The organism is Sporosarcina sp. FSL K6-3508, from assembly GCF_038615825.1.
Classification (GTDB): Bacteria; Bacillota; Bacilli; order Bacillales_A; family Planococcaceae; genus Sporosarcina; species Sporosarcina newyorkensis.
In genome coordinates, this window is sequence record NZ_CP152016.1 from 3,430,651 (window position 1) to 3,449,141 (window position 18,491).

The 18,491-nt window shown below is 42.3% G+C and carries 13 protein-coding genes; 4 read left to right on the forward strand and 9 right to left on the reverse strand.

Annotation, left to right across the window (positions count from 1 at the left end; genetic code table 11):
- Window positions 1-46: 46 nt before the first annotated feature.
- Window positions 47-1,354 (forward strand): uracil/xanthine transporter, encoded by a 1,308-nt coding sequence (locus MKX97_RS17110; RefSeq protein WP_342536562.1) that lies wholly within the window; start codon window positions 47-49, stop codon window positions 1,352-1,354.
- Window positions 1,355-2,270: 916 nt separating this feature from the next.
- On the opposite strand, the gene MKX97_RS17115 is transcribed toward MKX97_RS17110, so the two are convergent.
- The 7 genes from MKX97_RS17115 to MKX97_RS17145 form a co-directional block, all read right to left on the reverse strand.
- Entirely contained in the window at window positions 2,271-2,882 is a 612-nt protein-coding gene (locus MKX97_RS17115; protein WP_340760700.1) for an SAM-dependent methyltransferase, read from the reverse strand.
- A gap of 53 nt (window positions 2,883-2,935) precedes the next feature.
- On the reverse strand, window positions 2,936-4,510 hold the full coding sequence (locus MKX97_RS17120) for a sensor domain-containing diguanylate cyclase (protein WP_342536563.1): 1,575 nt from the start codon (window positions 4,508-4,510) through the stop codon (window positions 2,936-2,938).
- 138 nt (window positions 4,511-4,648) lie between these two features.
- The gene (locus tag MKX97_RS17125; protein ID WP_009499142.1) at window positions 4,649-5,266 is read right to left on the reverse strand and encodes an SDR family oxidoreductase; all 618 of its coding nucleotides are present in this window, start codon (window positions 5,264-5,266) and stop codon (window positions 4,649-4,651) included.
- A 106-nt stretch (window positions 5,267-5,372) separates the two neighbouring features.
- Window positions 5,373-6,824, reverse strand: a complete 1,452-nt coding sequence (locus MKX97_RS17130; protein ID WP_009499143.1) for a phospholipase D family protein — start codon at window positions 6,822-6,824, stop codon at window positions 5,373-5,375.
- 65 nt (window positions 6,825-6,889) lie between these two features.
- Window positions 6,890-7,666: an ABC transporter ATP-binding protein gene (locus MKX97_RS17135; RefSeq protein WP_009499144.1), complete on the reverse strand. Its 777-nt coding sequence runs from the start codon at window positions 7,664-7,666 to the stop codon at window positions 6,890-6,892.
- 64 nt (window positions 7,667-7,730) lie between these two features.
- Window positions 7,731-9,431: a BCCT family transporter gene (locus MKX97_RS17140; protein ID WP_009499145.1), complete on the reverse strand. Its 1,701-nt coding sequence runs from the start codon at window positions 9,429-9,431 to the stop codon at window positions 7,731-7,733.
- Between the two features lie 183 nt (window positions 9,432-9,614).
- The gene (locus tag MKX97_RS17145; protein ID WP_078818672.1) at window positions 9,615-10,862 is read right to left on the reverse strand and encodes an HDOD domain-containing protein; all 1,248 of its coding nucleotides are present in this window, start codon (window positions 10,860-10,862) and stop codon (window positions 9,615-9,617) included.
- Window positions 10,863-11,159: 297 nt separating this feature from the next.
- Between MKX97_RS17145 and MKX97_RS17150 the strand changes: the two genes are divergently transcribed.
- Together MKX97_RS17150 and MKX97_RS17155 are read left to right on the forward strand one after the other, a co-directional pair.
- Window positions 11,160-12,827 carry an AarF/UbiB family protein gene (locus MKX97_RS17150; protein WP_342536564.1) on the forward strand — a complete coding sequence of 556 codons (1,668 nt, stop codon included), beginning with the start codon at window positions 11,160-11,162 and terminating at the stop codon, window positions 12,825-12,827.
- A 69-nt stretch (window positions 12,828-12,896) separates the two neighbouring features.
- A complete protein-coding gene (locus MKX97_RS17155; RefSeq protein WP_342536565.1) occupies window positions 12,897-14,951 on the forward strand; it encodes a catalase in 2,055 nt (684 codons plus the stop codon).
- Window positions 14,952-15,011: 60 nt separating this feature from the next.
- Here the strand turns inward: MKX97_RS17155 and MKX97_RS17160 are convergent, their stop codons facing one another.
- Window positions 15,012-15,896: a LysR family transcriptional regulator gene (locus tag MKX97_RS17160; RefSeq protein WP_009499150.1), complete on the reverse strand. Its 885-nt coding sequence runs from the start codon at window positions 15,894-15,896 to the stop codon at window positions 15,012-15,014.
- A 112-nt stretch (window positions 15,897-16,008) separates the two neighbouring features.
- On the opposite strand from MKX97_RS17160, the gene MKX97_RS17165 reads away from it, so the two are divergent.
- Window positions 16,009-17,199 (forward strand): coenzyme F420-0:L-glutamate ligase, encoded by a 1,191-nt coding sequence (locus tag MKX97_RS17165; protein WP_340760708.1) that lies wholly within the window; start codon window positions 16,009-16,011, stop codon window positions 17,197-17,199.
- Window positions 17,200-17,294: 95 nt separating this feature from the next.
- Here the strand turns inward: MKX97_RS17165 and MKX97_RS17170 are convergent, their stop codons facing one another.
- Window positions 17,295-18,491, reverse strand: a complete 1,197-nt coding sequence (locus MKX97_RS17170) for an MFS transporter (RefSeq protein WP_342536566.1) — start codon at window positions 18,489-18,491, stop codon at window positions 17,295-17,297.

An 18,491-nucleotide genomic window follows, 5' to 3' on the forward strand; every position in this document is an offset into this window, starting at 1 on the left:
ATTAAGTCAAAAATCGTCAAAAAGTATTCACAGGGGGAGATGTTTGGTGGGAACAAATCAGATGCGGTATTCCATTACCGCGTTAGCAGGATTTCAATGGCTCTTTTTCATGTTTGCCAATACGGTAGTCATCCCGATATCAGTGGGCACGGCATTCGAACTAGAACAAATTGAAATTGTCTCTGCGATTCAACGTTCATTTATTTTCACAGGAATTGCCTGTCTATTACAAGGTACATTGGGACATCGTTTGGCATTGATGGAAGGTCAATCTGGACTATGGTGGGGAGTTGTACTTAGCTTGGCAGGAACAGCAAATGCGATGGGACTGAGCCTAGCCACTGTGGGGGGCAGCATTGCGGTAGGTGCAATGATTTCAGGCGTGCTCGTTGCCATTCTTGGCGTTCTAGGTATGGGGGAAATACTGAAAAAGTGGTTTACGCCAGCAGTGATGTTCGTCTTTCTATTATTATTAGCAAATCAGTTGATCACCATCTTCTTAAAAGGGATGATCGGTCTCAATAATGGAGATTACATAAATTTGCCGATGACGCTATTTTCTTTTGCTTTAGCAGCCTTGACCATTCTTGTTCACATTAAAGGCAAGGGAATCATTAGCAGCTTGAATCTTTTGATTGGAATGACTGTCGGATGGATCAGTGCGGTGTTGATTTTTCCTCAAGAGGCCGCTGAAACGATTAAGACAACTCCCTTTATCCAGTGGTTCCCTTGGGGTGAGCCAACAATTGAAATGGGTATCGTCATCACTGTGATCATTACAGGGCTATTAAACACAACAAACACGGTAGCGACTTTAAAAGGGGCAGAGGACATTTTTGAAAAGGAAACAACAAAACAGCAGTACAAAACGTCTTTCTTCATCACAGGGGGGTTGAATGTCGGGGCAGGTGCTCTCGGGCTCGTACCGTACGCTCCTTACGCTTCTTCTATTGGTTTTTTGCAGTCCAGCGGTATTAAAGAACGAGCTCCTTTCTTCATTGGTTCGATTCTCTTCATCATTCTTGGGCTCGTGCCGCCTTTAAGTGCATTCTTTTCCACCATTCCACAAAGCGTTGGGAATACGGTACTTTTCGTAGCGTATTTGCAATTGTTCCGGTCTGCATTGCGTAATGTGGAAGGATTGACCTTTGAACCTAAGACAGTTTACCGCGTGGCATTGCCTGCATTACTTGGCTTGTCGATCATGACGTTGCCGCCAGATGTGTTTGCCTCGTTACCTGAATTGCTGCAACCTCTTCTATCAAGCGGACTGCTTGTCGGGATTTTGGCAGCGCTTCTAATGGAATTAATATTTTGGATTGGTCAACGTTTCAGTAAGCGCAACATTTTATAAACTTCAGACTGCAGCCAAATGTTAAAGTTATAAGGAAGAAATGCAAGAAAAGAATACAGGGCGTGCGGTCCGGGGATTTATGCTCCAGATGGGACGCTTGCCGCCTGGCGTGCGGTGAGCCGCTTCCTTCTAAGTGCGTGTGCTCCTAACGCTTCGCTTTCGCTCAGTCCAGTGTCTCACCTGTCACGCTAATCCCGCTGGAGTCGCCCATCTTCCGCTACAATCCCTACGAAGTATGCTTTACTACATAGCGAATTCACTGTAAGTAGTGTGAGATTGAGCTGCCATTTCCTGAGACAAAAAAACGAAACACACATTCGCTTGGATGGTGCTTCTTGTGCCTACAACGCTCAGTGAATAGTCAATGGGCTCATTAACATTCTGAAAACACATTGAGCAATTGAAGTTTATCTAACGAAGCCTTTAACGTATTTTAACTGTGAGAAGGTAGGATGCCAATTATATACTACGAGCTAATTCTACCTTCTTAGATTTTAAAAAACTACAAAGAGCTTTCTATATGTTTACACTTCACAAACTAAGTATTGGAGTGAAAGACGGTCGAAAGGCAAAGATGTGCTCCCAACGCTTCGCTTATGCTCGCAAAAGCCGTTCTTCGTGACGGCTTTTCCTGGGGATTAGCGTGCGTCTTGAGACCCCACAGGAAGCGCAGCGAACGAGGAGGCTCAAGGCCACTCCCCCCCCGAAAAGCGTACCGTCTGGAACGGAAATCCCGGTGCACTTGCTAGCTGTAATTCCACATATCTATTCGGATAAGTAACCACAATTCTTATCTTTTATTTTAACAAAACTCTTGATTAGAGGTAAAAAAGCGTCCGCCTGAAATATAGATCAACGGCGTCATTACCCACTTGCCAATTCTTTTATCCATAAACTTCAGCCCTGATCTAGTCGATCAGGGCTTTGTATAGGTGTAGACAATAAACCGTTCCTGGTCGTCATGGACCTGTAAATGGGCAATAGGGATTTCCGCCGTCTTTTCGAATAAAGAATGGTTGTGCAAAAGTTGTTCGTAGTCTGCCGTTGGATAATATAAAATCACCTCTACGGGACGTGCAACCAATTCGATCGAGCGCACAATATTTTGAATGACCCTCCGAAAAATATCGAGAGAAAAAGGATTGAAGAAATAGAAAGTAGAGGCATCGTCCGGGAGTTCATAACGTTCTGCTAAACAGCATTCGAATGACAGCATTCCTCTTTTTTTAGGAAAAGCTTGCCGATAGTCTATTAGATTGTTCATCGCATCCTGATATAAGACACTATTCATCTCAATCCCAATTACGTCTATCGAATAGCGATGATGCACATAAAAAGGTACTCGTCCTTTACCACATCCGAAGTCGACAAAACTACCACTTACCAGAATTTCATGCTGAGCAAATAAAAAATCCATCCCTTCATACGGCGTAGCTTCATAACGATTGTAATGTGATGACTGATGCACCCACTCACGCACCCCTACAGTTTGGATATGCAAACGTTTATCCAGCTCTCGTTCCTCCACCCTTTCATCTCCTTTACAAATTCTCCTGTCGACCGAGAAGACCACAGCATATATTACTTCTGCTGTGGTTCATCTGACACGACGACCGTTCTATTCCGCCCCGTACGTTTTGCTTCATATAAACACCGGTCGGCCAGTTCAATGAGACGAGCAGGATGATCCGCATGCACGGGATATGCAGCTACACCTGAAGAAATTGTGACAACTTCTCCACATGGACTGACTGTGCTCTCTAATTTTTCACGGAGCCTCTCCGCTGTTAAAAAAGCCCTCACTTTATCTGCTTTCGGTAATAAAATTACAAATTCTTCTCCGCCATAACGGCAACAGATATCATCTTTTCTTACAGTTTGCTGCATAAGATTCGCCAAATAAATTAGGACTTCATCCCCTACAGCGTGCCCATAGGTATCATTCACTCGTTTAAACTTATCGATGTCTAGGATGATCATAGAAAATGGCGTCTGATTCTCTATCCACTCTTTCATGTAATCATCCATCGACCTGCGATTCATCAGTTTTGTCAAAGGGTCTGTCGTCGACTGGTGAATGAAGTAGTTCATTTCTGTTTTGAAATAATCCAAACTATGCAGCATTGCTCCTTTTAACTGTTTGGCCTCATAATACCAATCAGAAACAGCTTCCATTTTCTCTTTATGATCTGTTTTCGTGCTAGTTTCAGTATAGTAAGCCAGCTTCTGCAATGGCAGCGCAATCTTCTTCGATAAAAACCATACTAAGAAAAAAGCTAGCAACAACAAAGGCAGTGATTTCCACACCATCTCCAGTACCATGCTTTTTGCAGGAGCGACAGCAGCACTTATGGGCCGCTGGGATATGATGCCCCAATCAGCAATCGGTATATAAGAGTAGCCGGCGAGCATAGGAATGCCTTTCGTATTAACGATTGCCTGCGCACCGCTTCCTCCTGCTACGACCTTTTTAACTACTTGGTTCTCAGAAACGTCATCATTCAACCGATCTTTAAGTTGGTGGTAAATCAATGTCCCCTTTCCGTCGACAACATAGACATACGATCCATTTTCATAGAAATGATCCCCAAGAATCTTTTCTAAGATATTCGGTTGATTCAAATAGATAGCTCCACCCAAAAACCCGCGATACACACCATCTTCTGAAATTAACGGGACACTGATGAATATCAAAAACTCTCCTGTAATCCCCATGTAGGGATGAGAAATCAATGGTTTTCTTTCTTTCATAGCCTGTTCTGCCCCCAAAGACGTCAATCGTTCACCAATCAAGTCTAGGCTCGGAGGGGAAATTCCTATTACCATACCCTCCGGGGAAGCAATTGCAACAGAATTGAAGGTACTCGTCTGTGTTCTAATTCGTTCTGCTATTTTATTTAACTGTACCTGAGAATCTGAGTTGTTGAGTAAGGGGATGACTTCTTCTGCATTCACTTGAAGTGTCTGAAGGATCTCACGTAAATATGTATCTGTTGTAGCAGACAATTTCTCAGCATATGCTTTGTTCGTCTCTAAAGTAGAATCGATTAAAGTTTGCTTGTGCACACGATAACCGACAGTTGTACTAGTAAGAAAGGTCAGAACGATTGCCAATAATGCCACGACCTGAATCAATTTTTTCAAAGACCATCTCATCTATCTTCCATTCTCCTTCTCCCTATGATGCTATCAACCTATTATATCATAAGAAAAAGGCAACGTTAGCAGTTATTCACCATGTTTTTGGTTCTAATGATTTATTCAAGAACAACTCAATTTCAAAATACCTTCACATCAATAGGAAAGTCCTATGCGATGACCGATATGCTCTCCTGCAATCAATTCTTGATAAGCAAATTCTGCCGTATCACCAACCGAAATCTGTTTTCCATCAACCGGGAGGTAATCACGCTCTACGCGGTAATTTCCTACTGCTTCACCATCTGGCAAATATGTAGGACAGACAATCGTCCAGTCCAATGAAGAACTACGTAATATATCAAAGACTTTATGGTGTTCCTTTGCCGCGAAAGTGAGCTTACGATTAGAATCTCCTGCTTCGTATCGCAGCTTTGATGGATCGTTGCGACTCTGCAGTATTCCAGCAGTTCCAATAGTCAAAATACGCAAGACGCTATGAAGTTCCATCTCTTCTACAATTACCGGCATCGCTTCCGTCAGTGTAGTGGTCCGATCTGTCCCCAAGGCGCTTACTACAGCATTCGCTCCCTCAAACAATTGCTTCACTGCTTCAGTATCGCGTACATCTCCTTGAAACAAGGTTAAACCTTGACGCGGCGTACATTTCTCTGGCGTCCGTACAAGTGCTTTCACTTCATGGCCGTCCCGCAATGCCCGACGAACGATTTCGTTTCCCGTCCGCCCCGTTGCTCCGAATATTACAATTTTCATCTGACATCCCTCCTCTTTTCACTTTACATTAGATTTCCGAAGCTTTGCATGTTCTACGCTTATATAAGAAAAGACGCTGCTCAGTTACCTGAACGGCGTCCTATAATTAATATGTCGTAAGCTTCACCCAGCGCTGCAACGCATAGATACCTCGTTGGAAAAATGTCAGGCCGTTTTGAAACTCTTCCACATCCAAAGTATAAAGAGCATCTTCATTTTCCCACAGTCTATCAAAATAATCATTAATTTCATTCGTCAATACACTGTCTGTTGGCGCAATAATCCTTAGATTTGCTTCTAAATTATAATCACGCAATGTACGTTCTGTTAAATTTGAAGAGCCATTTGTAATGAAAGTTTCCTCGGCTGTTTGGATTGTAACTAATTTCGTGTGATACTGTCCAATCACGGTATTATACCAGCGCACTTCAATCTTATTGTCAGTGTTTTCCCTTATCTCTTGGACAACCGGTCGATTTGGTAAGCCAGACTTTTTACTACCGAATGAATTTTCATTAGGATCCAGAATCATTTCCACCTGCACGCCTCGATTCGCTGCGCTTACCAAAGGCTGAATAACTTGCTGTTCAGATAGATAGAACATTCCCATGCGGATACGATCACCCTTTTTCGCTCGTTCAATATCTTTCACTAACGCATCCAATACTTTACGTTCCGTCAAATACTGAACTTGATAAGGACCCGTTTCTTCTTCCAAATTCTCGACACGCGGCAACTTTCCACCTTCCGTATACCGCACGACAGCTTCTTCTGCTTCCAATATATCGTTCTGCACTGGACCTTTGACTTTAAATGCCACATTTCCATGGAGACCACTGGCTGCGTGGGGATTAGATGATGTCACCAATGCTGCTTGATCCGTCACTATTGTTTTACGGTGATTGGATTTGACGTTCAACAGTTTTAAATAAGAAGTGAATTTTACATTTGGAGCATCACTTGCCAAGAAGTTTGGAAAATGGGATTTGCCGTCAATTTGTATCCATTGGAACAGCGTACGATATAATCCCGAATAAATCGGCATTGAGTCGCGTAACGGTTCCAAATCGGTATAGACTACCTGGACGCCAGCCTTTTCTAAGTCCTTGAACCAACTAGACTCATACGATCCATAACCCGTATTTAACGGATCGGTAATGTAGACGATGGGCATGTCCGGATTTTTCTTCTTTTTTTCTACAAGAGCATTTGTTAATTGATCGGCAAGCTGTGGGAAGTCTTCTTTCTCATCGTAATAATCATCCATCAAAAAGAAGTCTAGGACGATGAATTCTTTCGCTTCCTGAATCATTTTTGACACTTCATCGAAAATATGAAGTTCTGATTTGTACTGTTCTTTGGATTTGGATTTGGAGTAGGTCAGATCGTAAATAAATTCGATGTCTTCTACTTGATGTAGTTCTCCCTCATACGAGATGCCTGCAGGCAATGGTTTGTAAGTATGCCAGAGCATGACACCAGCGTAGAGAAGAGCAAATAGGAGCAAGGCATACGAAGCAATCCGTTTCTTCGTCCATTTTCGTTTCTTCTCCGCCATGGCGTTGCTCCCTTCCGGAGGGTTCTGTATATATGAAAATCCCTCTTCGCCTATCTATGAAATCTTTATTTAATGGAGAGGTACGGGCGGTCGGCACGCCATTCTACAGATACAGGCACTTTGTAGGTCTCGGATAACAGCTCGTTGGTGAGAACTTCATGTTTCGGGCCAGACGCTACTACTCTACCTTCTTTTAACAATAGAACATGTGTCATCTCAGCGACTAGTTCTTCTATATGATGTGTGACGTAGACAAGATGGACGTTGTTTTTCGTGGCAATCTCTAGCGCCTCTAAAAATTGCTCTCTCGCCAGAATATCCAGTCCAGAACATGGTTCATCAAGGATCAGCAAGTGCGGCTCACCCATTAGCGCCCTCGCAATTAATACTCGACGCTTTTCTCCTTCTGATAGTACCCTGAACTTTTTCTCTTTTACATGTTCCAGCCTAAATTCCTTCACTAAGTAATTTGCACGTGTCCAATCTTCTTCAATGACCTGTTCATAAATACCGAAGCTGGCGAACTTTCCACTGACGATGACTCGTTCGATCGTTTCATTCCAGAAAAAGTCCGAAAACTTTTCCAATGAACTGCTGACATATCCAATCTTCTTCCGCAACTCCGGCAAGTACGTACTGCCAAAACGATTTCCCAGCACTTCCACTTCACCTGAAGACGGGAATTCATATGTAGAAATAATCGATAACAACGATGTCTTTCCAGAACCGTTTAACCCGAGCATCCCCCATTGCTCTCCTTCTGAAATCTCCCAATCGAGACCTCGGAGTATTTCATTGTCGCCTCTTCTAAAATAGATGTCCTCAACTTTCACGACCGCCATTTGAATTCCCCTTTCCCTATACAGAAAACCGGCTCAAGCAGTGTGCAGCGAACCGGTCTACTATTTACCCTTCTTCGTTTTCTTTCTCTTTCTCTTTCTCGTATTCCTGGTATTTTTTCTTTTCAAGTTCTTGGTATTTCCTAGCTCTTTTTTCTTTTTCTCTCTGCTTTCTTTCTTTTTCCTTACGTTCTCTTTTTTCCTTTTCACTTTCTCTACGTTTCCGTCTCTTTTTAACTTCTCCTTCCACATGCTCGAATTGACGAATATCTGTTGGTCGGACCGTGATCGGTTCACGCACCAATAGCTTGCTCAATGAGAAGATCAACAGCAGGAGAAGCAATGTAAACGGTAAAGCTGATACGAGGGAAGCCGATTGCAATGCTTCCAGTCCACCGGCAAACAGAAGAACTGCTGCAATTGCAGTCATCAAGAAGCCCCAGATAAACTTTACAACCAGTGGAGGAAACAAACTGCCACGAGTTGTCATACTAGCTAAAATATACGTTGCAGAGTCTGCGGACGTAATCAAAAATGTAAAAATAAGGACAATCGCTAAAAATGACATAACATTAGTAAATGGTAAATGCTGAAGTGTCGCGAAAATGGCAGATGTTACGTCCTGGTCAACAGCTTCGGCAATCTGCGTGCCATTACGCAAGTCACTGTATAATGCTGTTCCACCAAGTGTTGCGATCCACATACAGGAAAATGCCGGCGGAATAACCATGACTCCCATTATAAACTCGCGAATCGTCCGTCCTTTTGAAACGCGCGCTACAAAAGCGCCCACAAAAGGAGACCATGCAATCGTCCAAGCCCAATAGAAGATCGTCCAATCCTTCACCCACGTACCGCCTTGGTATGGCTGCAACCGTAAGCTATACGTAATGAAATTATTGATGTAATCACCAATGGCTAATGTAAATGTTTCAAGTATGAATACTTTCGGTCCAACAATGAAGAAAAACACCAGCATGGCAATCGCCATTCCGAGGTTAAAATTCCCCAAGTACGCAATCCCTTTACTCAATCCGGATGAAGCCGATGTCATATAGGCTACAAATACGACGGCAATTATGAGAAGCTGAATTGTAAATGTACTCTTAATGTTGAAAACGTATTCCATCCCGCCGCTCATTTGCAGAACGCCCATGCCAAGGGAAGTAGCAATCCCCATGACAGTTGCTATAACAGCAAACGAGTCAATCCCTGTTTTGAGATGGCGATTGCTGCCGATCAGCGGCTCTAAAGCGGTAGAAATCAACCCATCCTTCTTCTTTCTAAACTGTAAAAATCCGATGACTAAACCGACAATACCAAAGATTGCCCATTGTGAAATACCCCAGTGAAAGAAGGAATAACCCATTGCGATCCGTGCCGCTTCCTCGGTCTGTGCCTCCACACCTGAAAGAGGGGAACTAAAATAATGACTCATCGGCTCTGCAACGCCCCAGAATACAAGCCCCACACCAAAGCCAGCTGAAAACAGCATACCAATCCAAGTAAAAAACGGATATTCGGGACGTTCGGTATCACCGCCTAGACGGATTGCCCCGAATTTACTGATGGCTAGTCCTACTAAAAATATAATAACAATAAAAACAACAAGCAAATAAAACCAACCAAATTTATCTGTCGTAAAGTGGTAGAGTTTTTCGGAAATCACTCCAAATGGTTTTGGCTTCATGGCACCTAATAGTACCAGTAGTAAGATAAATACTGCTGATATGGAAAACACGGGGTTTTTCCAAAACTTTTTATTCACAACTATATCGACTCCTAGTGTTCATTTGGTAACTTACTTACTAAACTTCATACCCTATTCTTACGAAATGTAACGCATTTTCACTGATGCAATAGGATGTGAAGAGCTACCAAATAGATTGTAACTGTTTATAATACACACCGAATAAGGCATCTTCAAGCGAAAGTGCCTTTCATGATGTATTCAGCTAAAGTGTTCTTCGATTCCTTGCGACCAGCGCAAAGCATTCAAGGAAATTTCACTTAGTTTCTTTTCGGGGATTCTCAACTGCTCGGTCAGCTTCTTCACTTGTTCCCACTCAAAACGCTCGACCGCTATAATGAGCTGCATGTAGGGAGTCATTTCGGTTTCTTTACCATTCAATGTGTTAATAATGACATCTGATAAAGACAAGAGCGGTAAAATATCTTCCCATTTCCTACCCATGACTGCATCGATCATCGAAAACATCCCTGTCAGGAAATACTCATCCTTATTGGGCTTGCCTTTATATTTTGCCAATAGTTCGCAAGCCCTCGCACGTCTAAGTGAAAGTTCCACAAGTGCCGTCACACGACCGCTTTGCAAGTCTTGCCCCAAATCATGGAGCATCAGTACTTGTAACCATTTTTTTGTTTCATTTAAGCCAATCAATACGATTGCTTGCTTGATCGAACTGATTCTTTTTGGCACCTCGAATGCCAAAGTGTTGATGAAACGCAAAAGTTTATAGGAGATCGATACGTCTCGCATAATCAATTCGGAAAGCTCGTTGATTGACTGTGTATCTTTTTGAAAAAACTCAATGATTTGCAAATGAACTAAAGTATTAGCTGGGATTTCTTTGCTTTTGATAATTTCTGGCTTGGCGAAGAAATAACCTTGGAACAAATCATAACCACTTTTCAACGCCAGCTGATAATCCGCGTCTGTTTCTACTTTTTCAGCCAATAAAACAATCGATGGATATTTTTTGAAAAACTCCTTAATCTTTGTCTTTTCAGCCGTGTTAGTCATCATAAAATCCACTTTTACTATATCTACAAGTTCGAATAACTGAGGATATGCTATGTACTGGTCTTGTAAAACAAAGTCATCAAGCGCTAACTTGAAGCCTGCTTCCTTAAACATTTGCAAACGTCTTAACAGCGCAGGCGTAATTTCCACGTTTTCCAGAATTTCAATAACGATTTTATCCGGATTCAAACTCATGAATATATCCTGCGCCAATAATTCACCAGAAAAATTGATGAAGGAAGGCACACCACTAGTAACTTGATCAACCCCTATAGTCAGAAACGTATTGACAAGCAGACTGATTGTAGCCTGTTCAGGATTTATGTCTGGGAAAACATTCTTTTCACTGTTTCGATATAACAATTCATATGCATAGATATTACCTTGCCGCCCTAAAATGGGCTGTCTCCCGATAAATATCGAGTACTCATTCATTTAATTCATCTCCAAATCCCATTTTAAAGCTTGTGCAACCGTCCGACTACCTTGTTCTCTAGACGCTTCTCCCAAGAGTCTATCGGCTTTCTCTTCATTGTACGTGATCGAAAGAATTTTAGAAATATAAGTTGGGATAAAAGGATGTTTTTTCTATAATACCTTTGTCATAACATCCTGTAGCAGACAGCATACGCAACTCCTAAGAATCCTATCTAGTCCCAGTCCTATTATGGGTTTAGGAAATCATATTCTATGGTATGTTTTGTAAGGAGGGTGTACACGGAGGTGTTCTCTATGTTGAAAAGAAAAATGAAGAATGCACAACGTTCTCAAGAAATCTTAAATGTATTTTTAAAAAATGGATTTAGTCATGTTTTATTTCGATTAGGTATAACAGATCGTAAATTCTCCGCCACAGACGAGGAAGCGGATTTGAATTTATATCACGTCGGAAAAAAATTACGAATCGCATTGGAACAACTTGGGCCTACATTCGTCAAACTTGGTCAAATCGCCAGTGGACGACGTGACTTAGTGCCTGAAGAAATCGCAGTGGAACTTGAACAGCTGCAGGATCATGTGGAAGCATTTCCTTTTGTGGAAGTACGGGAAATTATCGAGCATCAGCTAGCAGGGACCATGGAAGAGTTTTTTCAAGAATTTGATGAAGAGCCTCTTGCTTCTGCATCAATCGGGCAAGTGCACCGAGCTCGATTGATCTCAGGTGAACTGGTTGCGGTGAAAGTGCAGCGCCCAAATATCCAGCGTCAAGTGGAAACAGATTTGGCGATACTGCATGATTTAGCGAGTTTTTTGGAGAAGAATATGGCGTGGGCCAAGACCTATCGTCTGCGTGATCTCATCTATGAATTTTCCCATTCATTGCGGGAGGAATTGGATTATCAGTTAGAAGCCCGCAATTCGGAACGAGTTGCCCGGCAATTCACGAAAGTACCCGAAATTCAAATTCCATACGTTTATGACGAGTATTCTACACGTACTGTGTTAACGACAGAGTTAATTACTGGTATAAAAGTGAGTAATACAAAACAGTTGGATGCGGAGGGCTATGACCGCCAGCTCTTAGCTGAACGAATAGCCGACTCCATGCTCTCGCAAGTGATGGAACACGGCTTTTTTCATGGCGACCCGCATCCAGGCAACATATTCGTGACCTCAGGAAACGTCATTTACTTTATAGACTTCGGTATGGTCGGTCAACTTAGCAAGGAAATGACATACCATTTTATCTCTCTTATGTTCGCTTTACGGAAAGGAAATATCGAGCGACTGATCGATGTGTTTTCTGACATGGATATTCTTGACGAAAACACCAATATTGCCGCCTTATATCGTGATTTGCAAATCATTCAGCGAAAGTATTACGAAGCTTCTTTGAACGACTTGAAACTCGGTGATGTGTTCATGGAAGTTTTTTCAATCGCCTACCGTTATCGCATCCGACTTCCAAATGAAATTGCAATTCTTTCAAAGGTCATTCTAACGTTGGAAGGTGTTCTCAGTAAACTAGATCCTTCCTTCAGCATTATGAAAGCCATTGAGCCTTATGGTAAGAAGATGATGCTAAGACAATTCGATCCCCGCTATCTAGTTGAAAATAGTTGGCATTCGTTAGTTAAGAATGCGGAAATCATAGCAGAACTGCCAAGCGATATTAAGAAAGCCGTCAAAACCATACAAAAAGGAAAAGTCGATTTGGACGTCGGGCTGAAAGAGTCAACCATCATTTTTCGACGATTTGACAAGATCGCTAATCGACTATCATTCAGTATCGTTTTGCTGGCGTTCAGTATCCTGATGGTCGGTCTCATCATCGGATCTGCTATCGCTGGTCAGACCGCCATGTTCTTCCGCCTTCCACTCATAGAAGTAGGTGCTTTGATTGCGACGCTTCTGTTTGCATATCTGCTGTTCTCTATTGTGCGTTCGGGGCGTATCTAGTTATTGTTTACTCCTATTTAATTCGGGAATAGAAAAGCAGACAACTATTTTACGTTGGGAGGATTTTTTGTGAACAACAATCGCAAAATAAACAGTAACAGCAAAAATAAACAGTTGGAAACCTTTCGTATACATGACCAAAAGAAACCGATGACGACCAATCAAGGTCTAAAGATTACGGAGGATGAACATTCATTAAAGGCAGGAACACGCGGCCCCACTTTAATGGAGGACTTTCACTTCCGTGAGAAAATAACGCATTTTGACCATGAACGAATTCCAGAGAGAGCTGTCCATGCACGTGGGTATGCCGCACACGGCGAATTCGAATTATATGAGTCGATGAAAAAATATACGAAGGCTGGTTTCTTGCAAGAGCCTGGCTCGAAAACACCGGTCTTCACTCGCTTTTCTACAGTAGCTGGAAGCAAAGGATCTGCTGAAACCGTGCGCGATGTACGTGGTTTTGCTGTGAAGTTTTATACGGAAGAGGGAAACTACGATCTTGTCGGCAATAATATGCCAGTATTCTTCATTCAAGATGCCATTAAGTTTCCTGATTTAATCCATGCAGTGAAGCCTGAGCCACATAACGAAATGCCGCAAGCCGCTTCAGCTCATGATACATTTTGGGATTTTGTTGCCAATAATCAAGAATCTGCACATATGGTCATGTGGCACATGTCCGACCGCGCAATTCCAAGAAGCTTCCGGATGATGGAAGGGTTTGGAGTTAATACGTTCCGCTTTATCAATGAACAAGGCAAAGCACATTTCGTAAAATTCCATTGGAAACCGAAGCTAGGCGTTCATTCACTAGTTTGGGATGAAGCACAGAAGATCAGCGGGAAAGACCCTGACTTTCATCGACGTGACTTATGGGAATCAATTGAAAATGGCAATTTCGTGGAATTCGAGCTCGGCGTTCAGCTGTTAGAGGAGAAAGATGAGTTCAAATTTGATTTCGATATTCTTGATCCGACGAAAATTTGGCCTGAAGAAGAAGTGCCAGTGAAGATCATCGGGAAAATGACATTAAATCGCAATGTGGATAATGTTTTTGCGGAAACTGAACAAGTAGCATTTCATCCAGGCAGTGTGGTGCCAGGTATTGATTTCACAAACGATCCATTATTACAGGGACGATTATTCTCTTATACAGATACACAACTAATCCGGCTTGGGGGTCCGAACTTCCACGAGCTGCCAATCAACCGTCCTGTCTGTCCATTTCACAACAACCAACGCGATGGCTACGGTAGACAAACGATTAACGTAGGACAAGTAAGCTATCATAAAAACTCGCTCGCTGACAACAAGCCGAACACTTCTTCAGAGGAAGAAGGCGGCTATGCGCATTACCAAGAAAATGTTGACGGACGGAAAATACAAGCGAGAAGTGATTCATTCAAAGATCACTTCTCGCAAGCCCGTTTATTCTGGAAGAGTATGTCCTTGGCAGAAAAGCAGCATATTATTGAGGCTTTTAGCTTCGAAGTTGGGAAAGTGAAGAACATGAATGTGCGACAGCAAGTCGTCGACATGTTTGCCAATGTGGATGTAGATATGATGACAAAGGTAGCACAGGCAGTCGGTGTCAATGCTCCGAAGAATGCAGAACAATCCGATGTAAGGAAAGCTTCCCCTGCCCTCAGCCAGGAAAACAAGGCGAAGTTGCCCGATACACGTAAAGTAGCGGTGTTGATTGCAGATCAGTTTGACGAAACTATTCTGGAGCCAATCATAAAAACGTCGTTGGATGCAGGCATGTCAATTCATATTATAAGCGAGAAATTCGGTACGTTAACTGGTAAAGGTGGATCGACAGTAGTTGTCGATGAAACTTTCTTGACTGTCCATTCTGTACTGTATGATGCTCTGTATGTCGCTGGCGGACAAGCACAGCAGCAAAATAAGTTTGAAAAGGATGTAGCTGATTTTGTGAACGAGGCATATATGCACTACAAGCCAATTGGCATAGCGCCAACTGCTAAAGCGCTGTTTGAGAAAACGCAAGCCAAACCAGGGCCAGGAATACTGTTAGACTTGACTGTTTCAGGAGATGGCAAGCAATGGGTAAATACTGTTGCAGAGCACCGCTTCTGGAATCGTGAAATCTATTAATAAGAACATACTAAAGTCGGATGATTTTGATTCTATCCGACTTTTCTTATCTTTTTCCATTCAGTCTTTCTCAAGAATCTCAATGAATTTAGACGCGGAAGGTGACAAAGAAACACCTTTTAAATAGCATACTCCAATGCTTCTTTTCGGAATAGGCTCCAGAAACTCTACTTCCTGCAGCTTGCCTGAGTCCAGATAGTCTGCAGAAAACTCCTTGACCACACACGCAATACCTAAATTAATTTGCGCAAATTCCAGCAGCAATTCATGCGACCCCAACTCGAATTCGGGATAGATCTTCACTCCTTTTTCTGATAGAAAGTCTTCTACATATTGGCGCGAGTTAGATTTCGATTCCAATAAAATTAACGGCAACTTTGTTAACTCCTGTAATGGGACAGGTCGCAAGAATAATTTTTTGAATCGATCACCATAGACAAACGCATCTTGCACATCAAAGCATACTCTTTTTTCTAATGTTTCATCCTCTACAGGGAAATTGCAAACCGCGATATCCGCTTCTCCGGATTTTAAGGCTGCAATCAACTCCACAGTCGTTCCGTTAATAATTTTAAAACGAATACTTGGATAATTGGTATGGAATGCTTCCAAGTAGGGCAATAAATAGTAACGGGAAATAGTATCTCCTACACCAATTTTCAGTTCACCCGCCGATAAGTTCTTCAGCTCGTATAATTTTTCATTGCCTGCATCAATCAAATTTAAAGCTGAGTTGACGTATTCGAATAGCAATGAACCTTCATCTGTCAGCGATACACCTTTAGATGTCCGGTTAAACAGCCGTGTATCCAGTTCTCGTTCGAGCTGAGATATGATCTGGCTGACGGCTGGCTGCGTCATGAATAATTGTCTTGCCGCCTTGGAAAAGCTCTCATTTTGGACGACTTTGCGAAAGACTTTATACCACTCCAAGTTAATCGACATATAAACACCCCTTATACCACCTATTAAGTATATTAATTTTACTTATATCACAAAAGCACGTTATAATACAAAGAAGAGTGATCAAATTAAGTTTCACTAAGGAGCGATTGATTTGGAAAGAGTAGTAGGGACGGTTGTCAGAGGATTGCGTTGCCCGATCATCAATGAAGGTGACAATATCGAACAGATCGTAGTAGACAGTGTATTGGAAGCTTCTAAAGTTGAAAATATTTCGTTTCAAGATAAGGATATTGTCTCGATTACTGAATCGATCGTGGCACGTGCACAAGGTAATTATGCAACGATTGACCACATCGCAAAAGATATCGAAACAAAATTCGGTGACGATACGATTGGCGTTATCTTCCCTATCCTCAGCCGAAATCGATTTGGGAACTGTTTACGTGGAATCGCGAAAGGCGCAAAGAAAATTGTTTTGATGCTTAGCTATCCTTCCGATGAAGTCGGTAACCACTTAGTAGAGCTTGATCGTTTAGACGAAAAAGGAGTCAACCCGTGGACTGATGTTTTGACAGAGGAAGAGTTCCGTGCGCATTTCGGCGATAATAAACACCCTTTCACCGGCGTTGATTACATTGAATACTACAAATCATTAATGGATGAATTCGGCGTCGAACATGAAGTGATTTTCTCCAACAATGCTAAAACAATTTTAGATTACACAAAAACAGTATTAACATGTGATATTCATACACGATTCAGATCGAAACGCATTCTTGAAGCAAATGGCGCCACAAAGATCTACAGCCTGGACGATATACTTACGGAATCGATTGACGGCAGTGGATATAATGAACAGTTTGGCTTGTTAGGCGCAAACAAAGCACAAGAAGATAGCATCAAGCTTTTCCCGCATAATTGTCAGCCTGTTGTGGATAATATTCAAGCCATGCTGAAAAAGGAAACAGGAAAACATATTGAAGTCATGATCTACGGAGACGGTGCGTTCAAAGATCCTGTCGGTAAGATTTGGGAACTGGCAGATCCTGTTGTTTCTCCTGCCTATACTGGTGGATTGGATGGCATTCCTAATGAAGTAAAACTGAAGTACTTGGCTGATAATGATTTCTCTGATTTACGTGGAGAAGAACTGAAAAAGGCAGTTTCAGCCTATATTGAGAAAAAAGACACGGACCTTATGGGCTCCATGGCTTCGCAAGGTACTACACCGCGTAAGCTGACAGACTTGATCGGCTCTTTATCTGATTTAACTTCAGGCAGCGGTGATAAAGGAACACCTATTGTCTTTATTCAAGGCTACTTCGATAACTATACGAATTAAACCACATTGGCTTTGGTATTGCCTTTCCATACAAAAGACACTACAAATTTATCGTAGTGTCTTTTGATGTGAGTGCCCTTCATTTATTCTCATGATTATTCAACTGTTACTCGCTTGGACTTAGACTGTTGAATTTTACTAAACAACATGAATAGGCCAAGTGCCGCCAATACAACAAGCATCAGGACCACATACAACTTTCGGTAACCGATGATCGGTACGAGTGACCCTATCACATATGGTCCGAAGCCAAAGCCGAAGTCCAAAAAGATGAAGAACGTGGAAGTAGCTACACCAAGACGTTCAGGTTTTACTCCCTGCAATGCAATCGCCTGTGCACATGATTGGAAGTTACCAAAACCTAGACCCAAGATACCTCCCGCCAGAAGCAACATCCAGCCGGCTTGTGCTCCACTCAGCAATAAAAGGCCTCCTGCAAACAGGATAAGTGATGGATAGATAACGAACTTATTTCCTTTCACATCCAGCAACCGACCAGTAAACGGTCTAGAAAACAGCACGGCAACGGCATAAACTAAAAAGAAGAAACTCGCGGCACTTACCAAATTGATTTCTTCCGCATAAAACGAAATAAACGATAATACACCTGAATAGGCAACGGCAGCCAATAACGTCACTAATGCAATAGGCAACGCCCTTCTTTCCAATAAACCATGTATCCCCAACTTTTCTGTTTTTGCTTGGATTTCCTTTGCAGGCATGACCATTGGCGATTTCTTGACGAAAAAGAACATCGCTGCGCAACATATACTAAGCGCTAAACAGAACAAAAATAATACTTGATAGTCATAGTGTTGACTAAGGTAAATTCCAAAGAACGGACCAATTGCCGTTGCCAAAACTGCACTAAGGCTGAAATATCCAATTCCTTCGCCTCTTCGCGAAGGCGGCAGCATCTGCGCAACCATCGTACCGGTAGCTGTAGATGAAATTCCTAAACCGATTCCATGGAAAAATCGATTCGCCATCAGTAAAGGCAAGTTAACAGCTCCAAAATAAAAGACAGACGCCAGAACAATGATCGCCAATCCGATCAATAAAAGTCTTCGGCTGCCGATTTTTTCAATTAGTCCACCGATAGCTAGCCGGGACATAAGCGTTCCGATGATGAATATGCCTGAGACCAACCCCGCCACGCCTGTCGATACACCATATTCTTTTACTGAATATGGCGCAATGGTCACTATCAGTAAATACATGACTAGCATTAAAAAGAAATTTATAATAGAAGTGACGATAAAGTCCCTTGTCCATATAGTTTTATTGTCCAT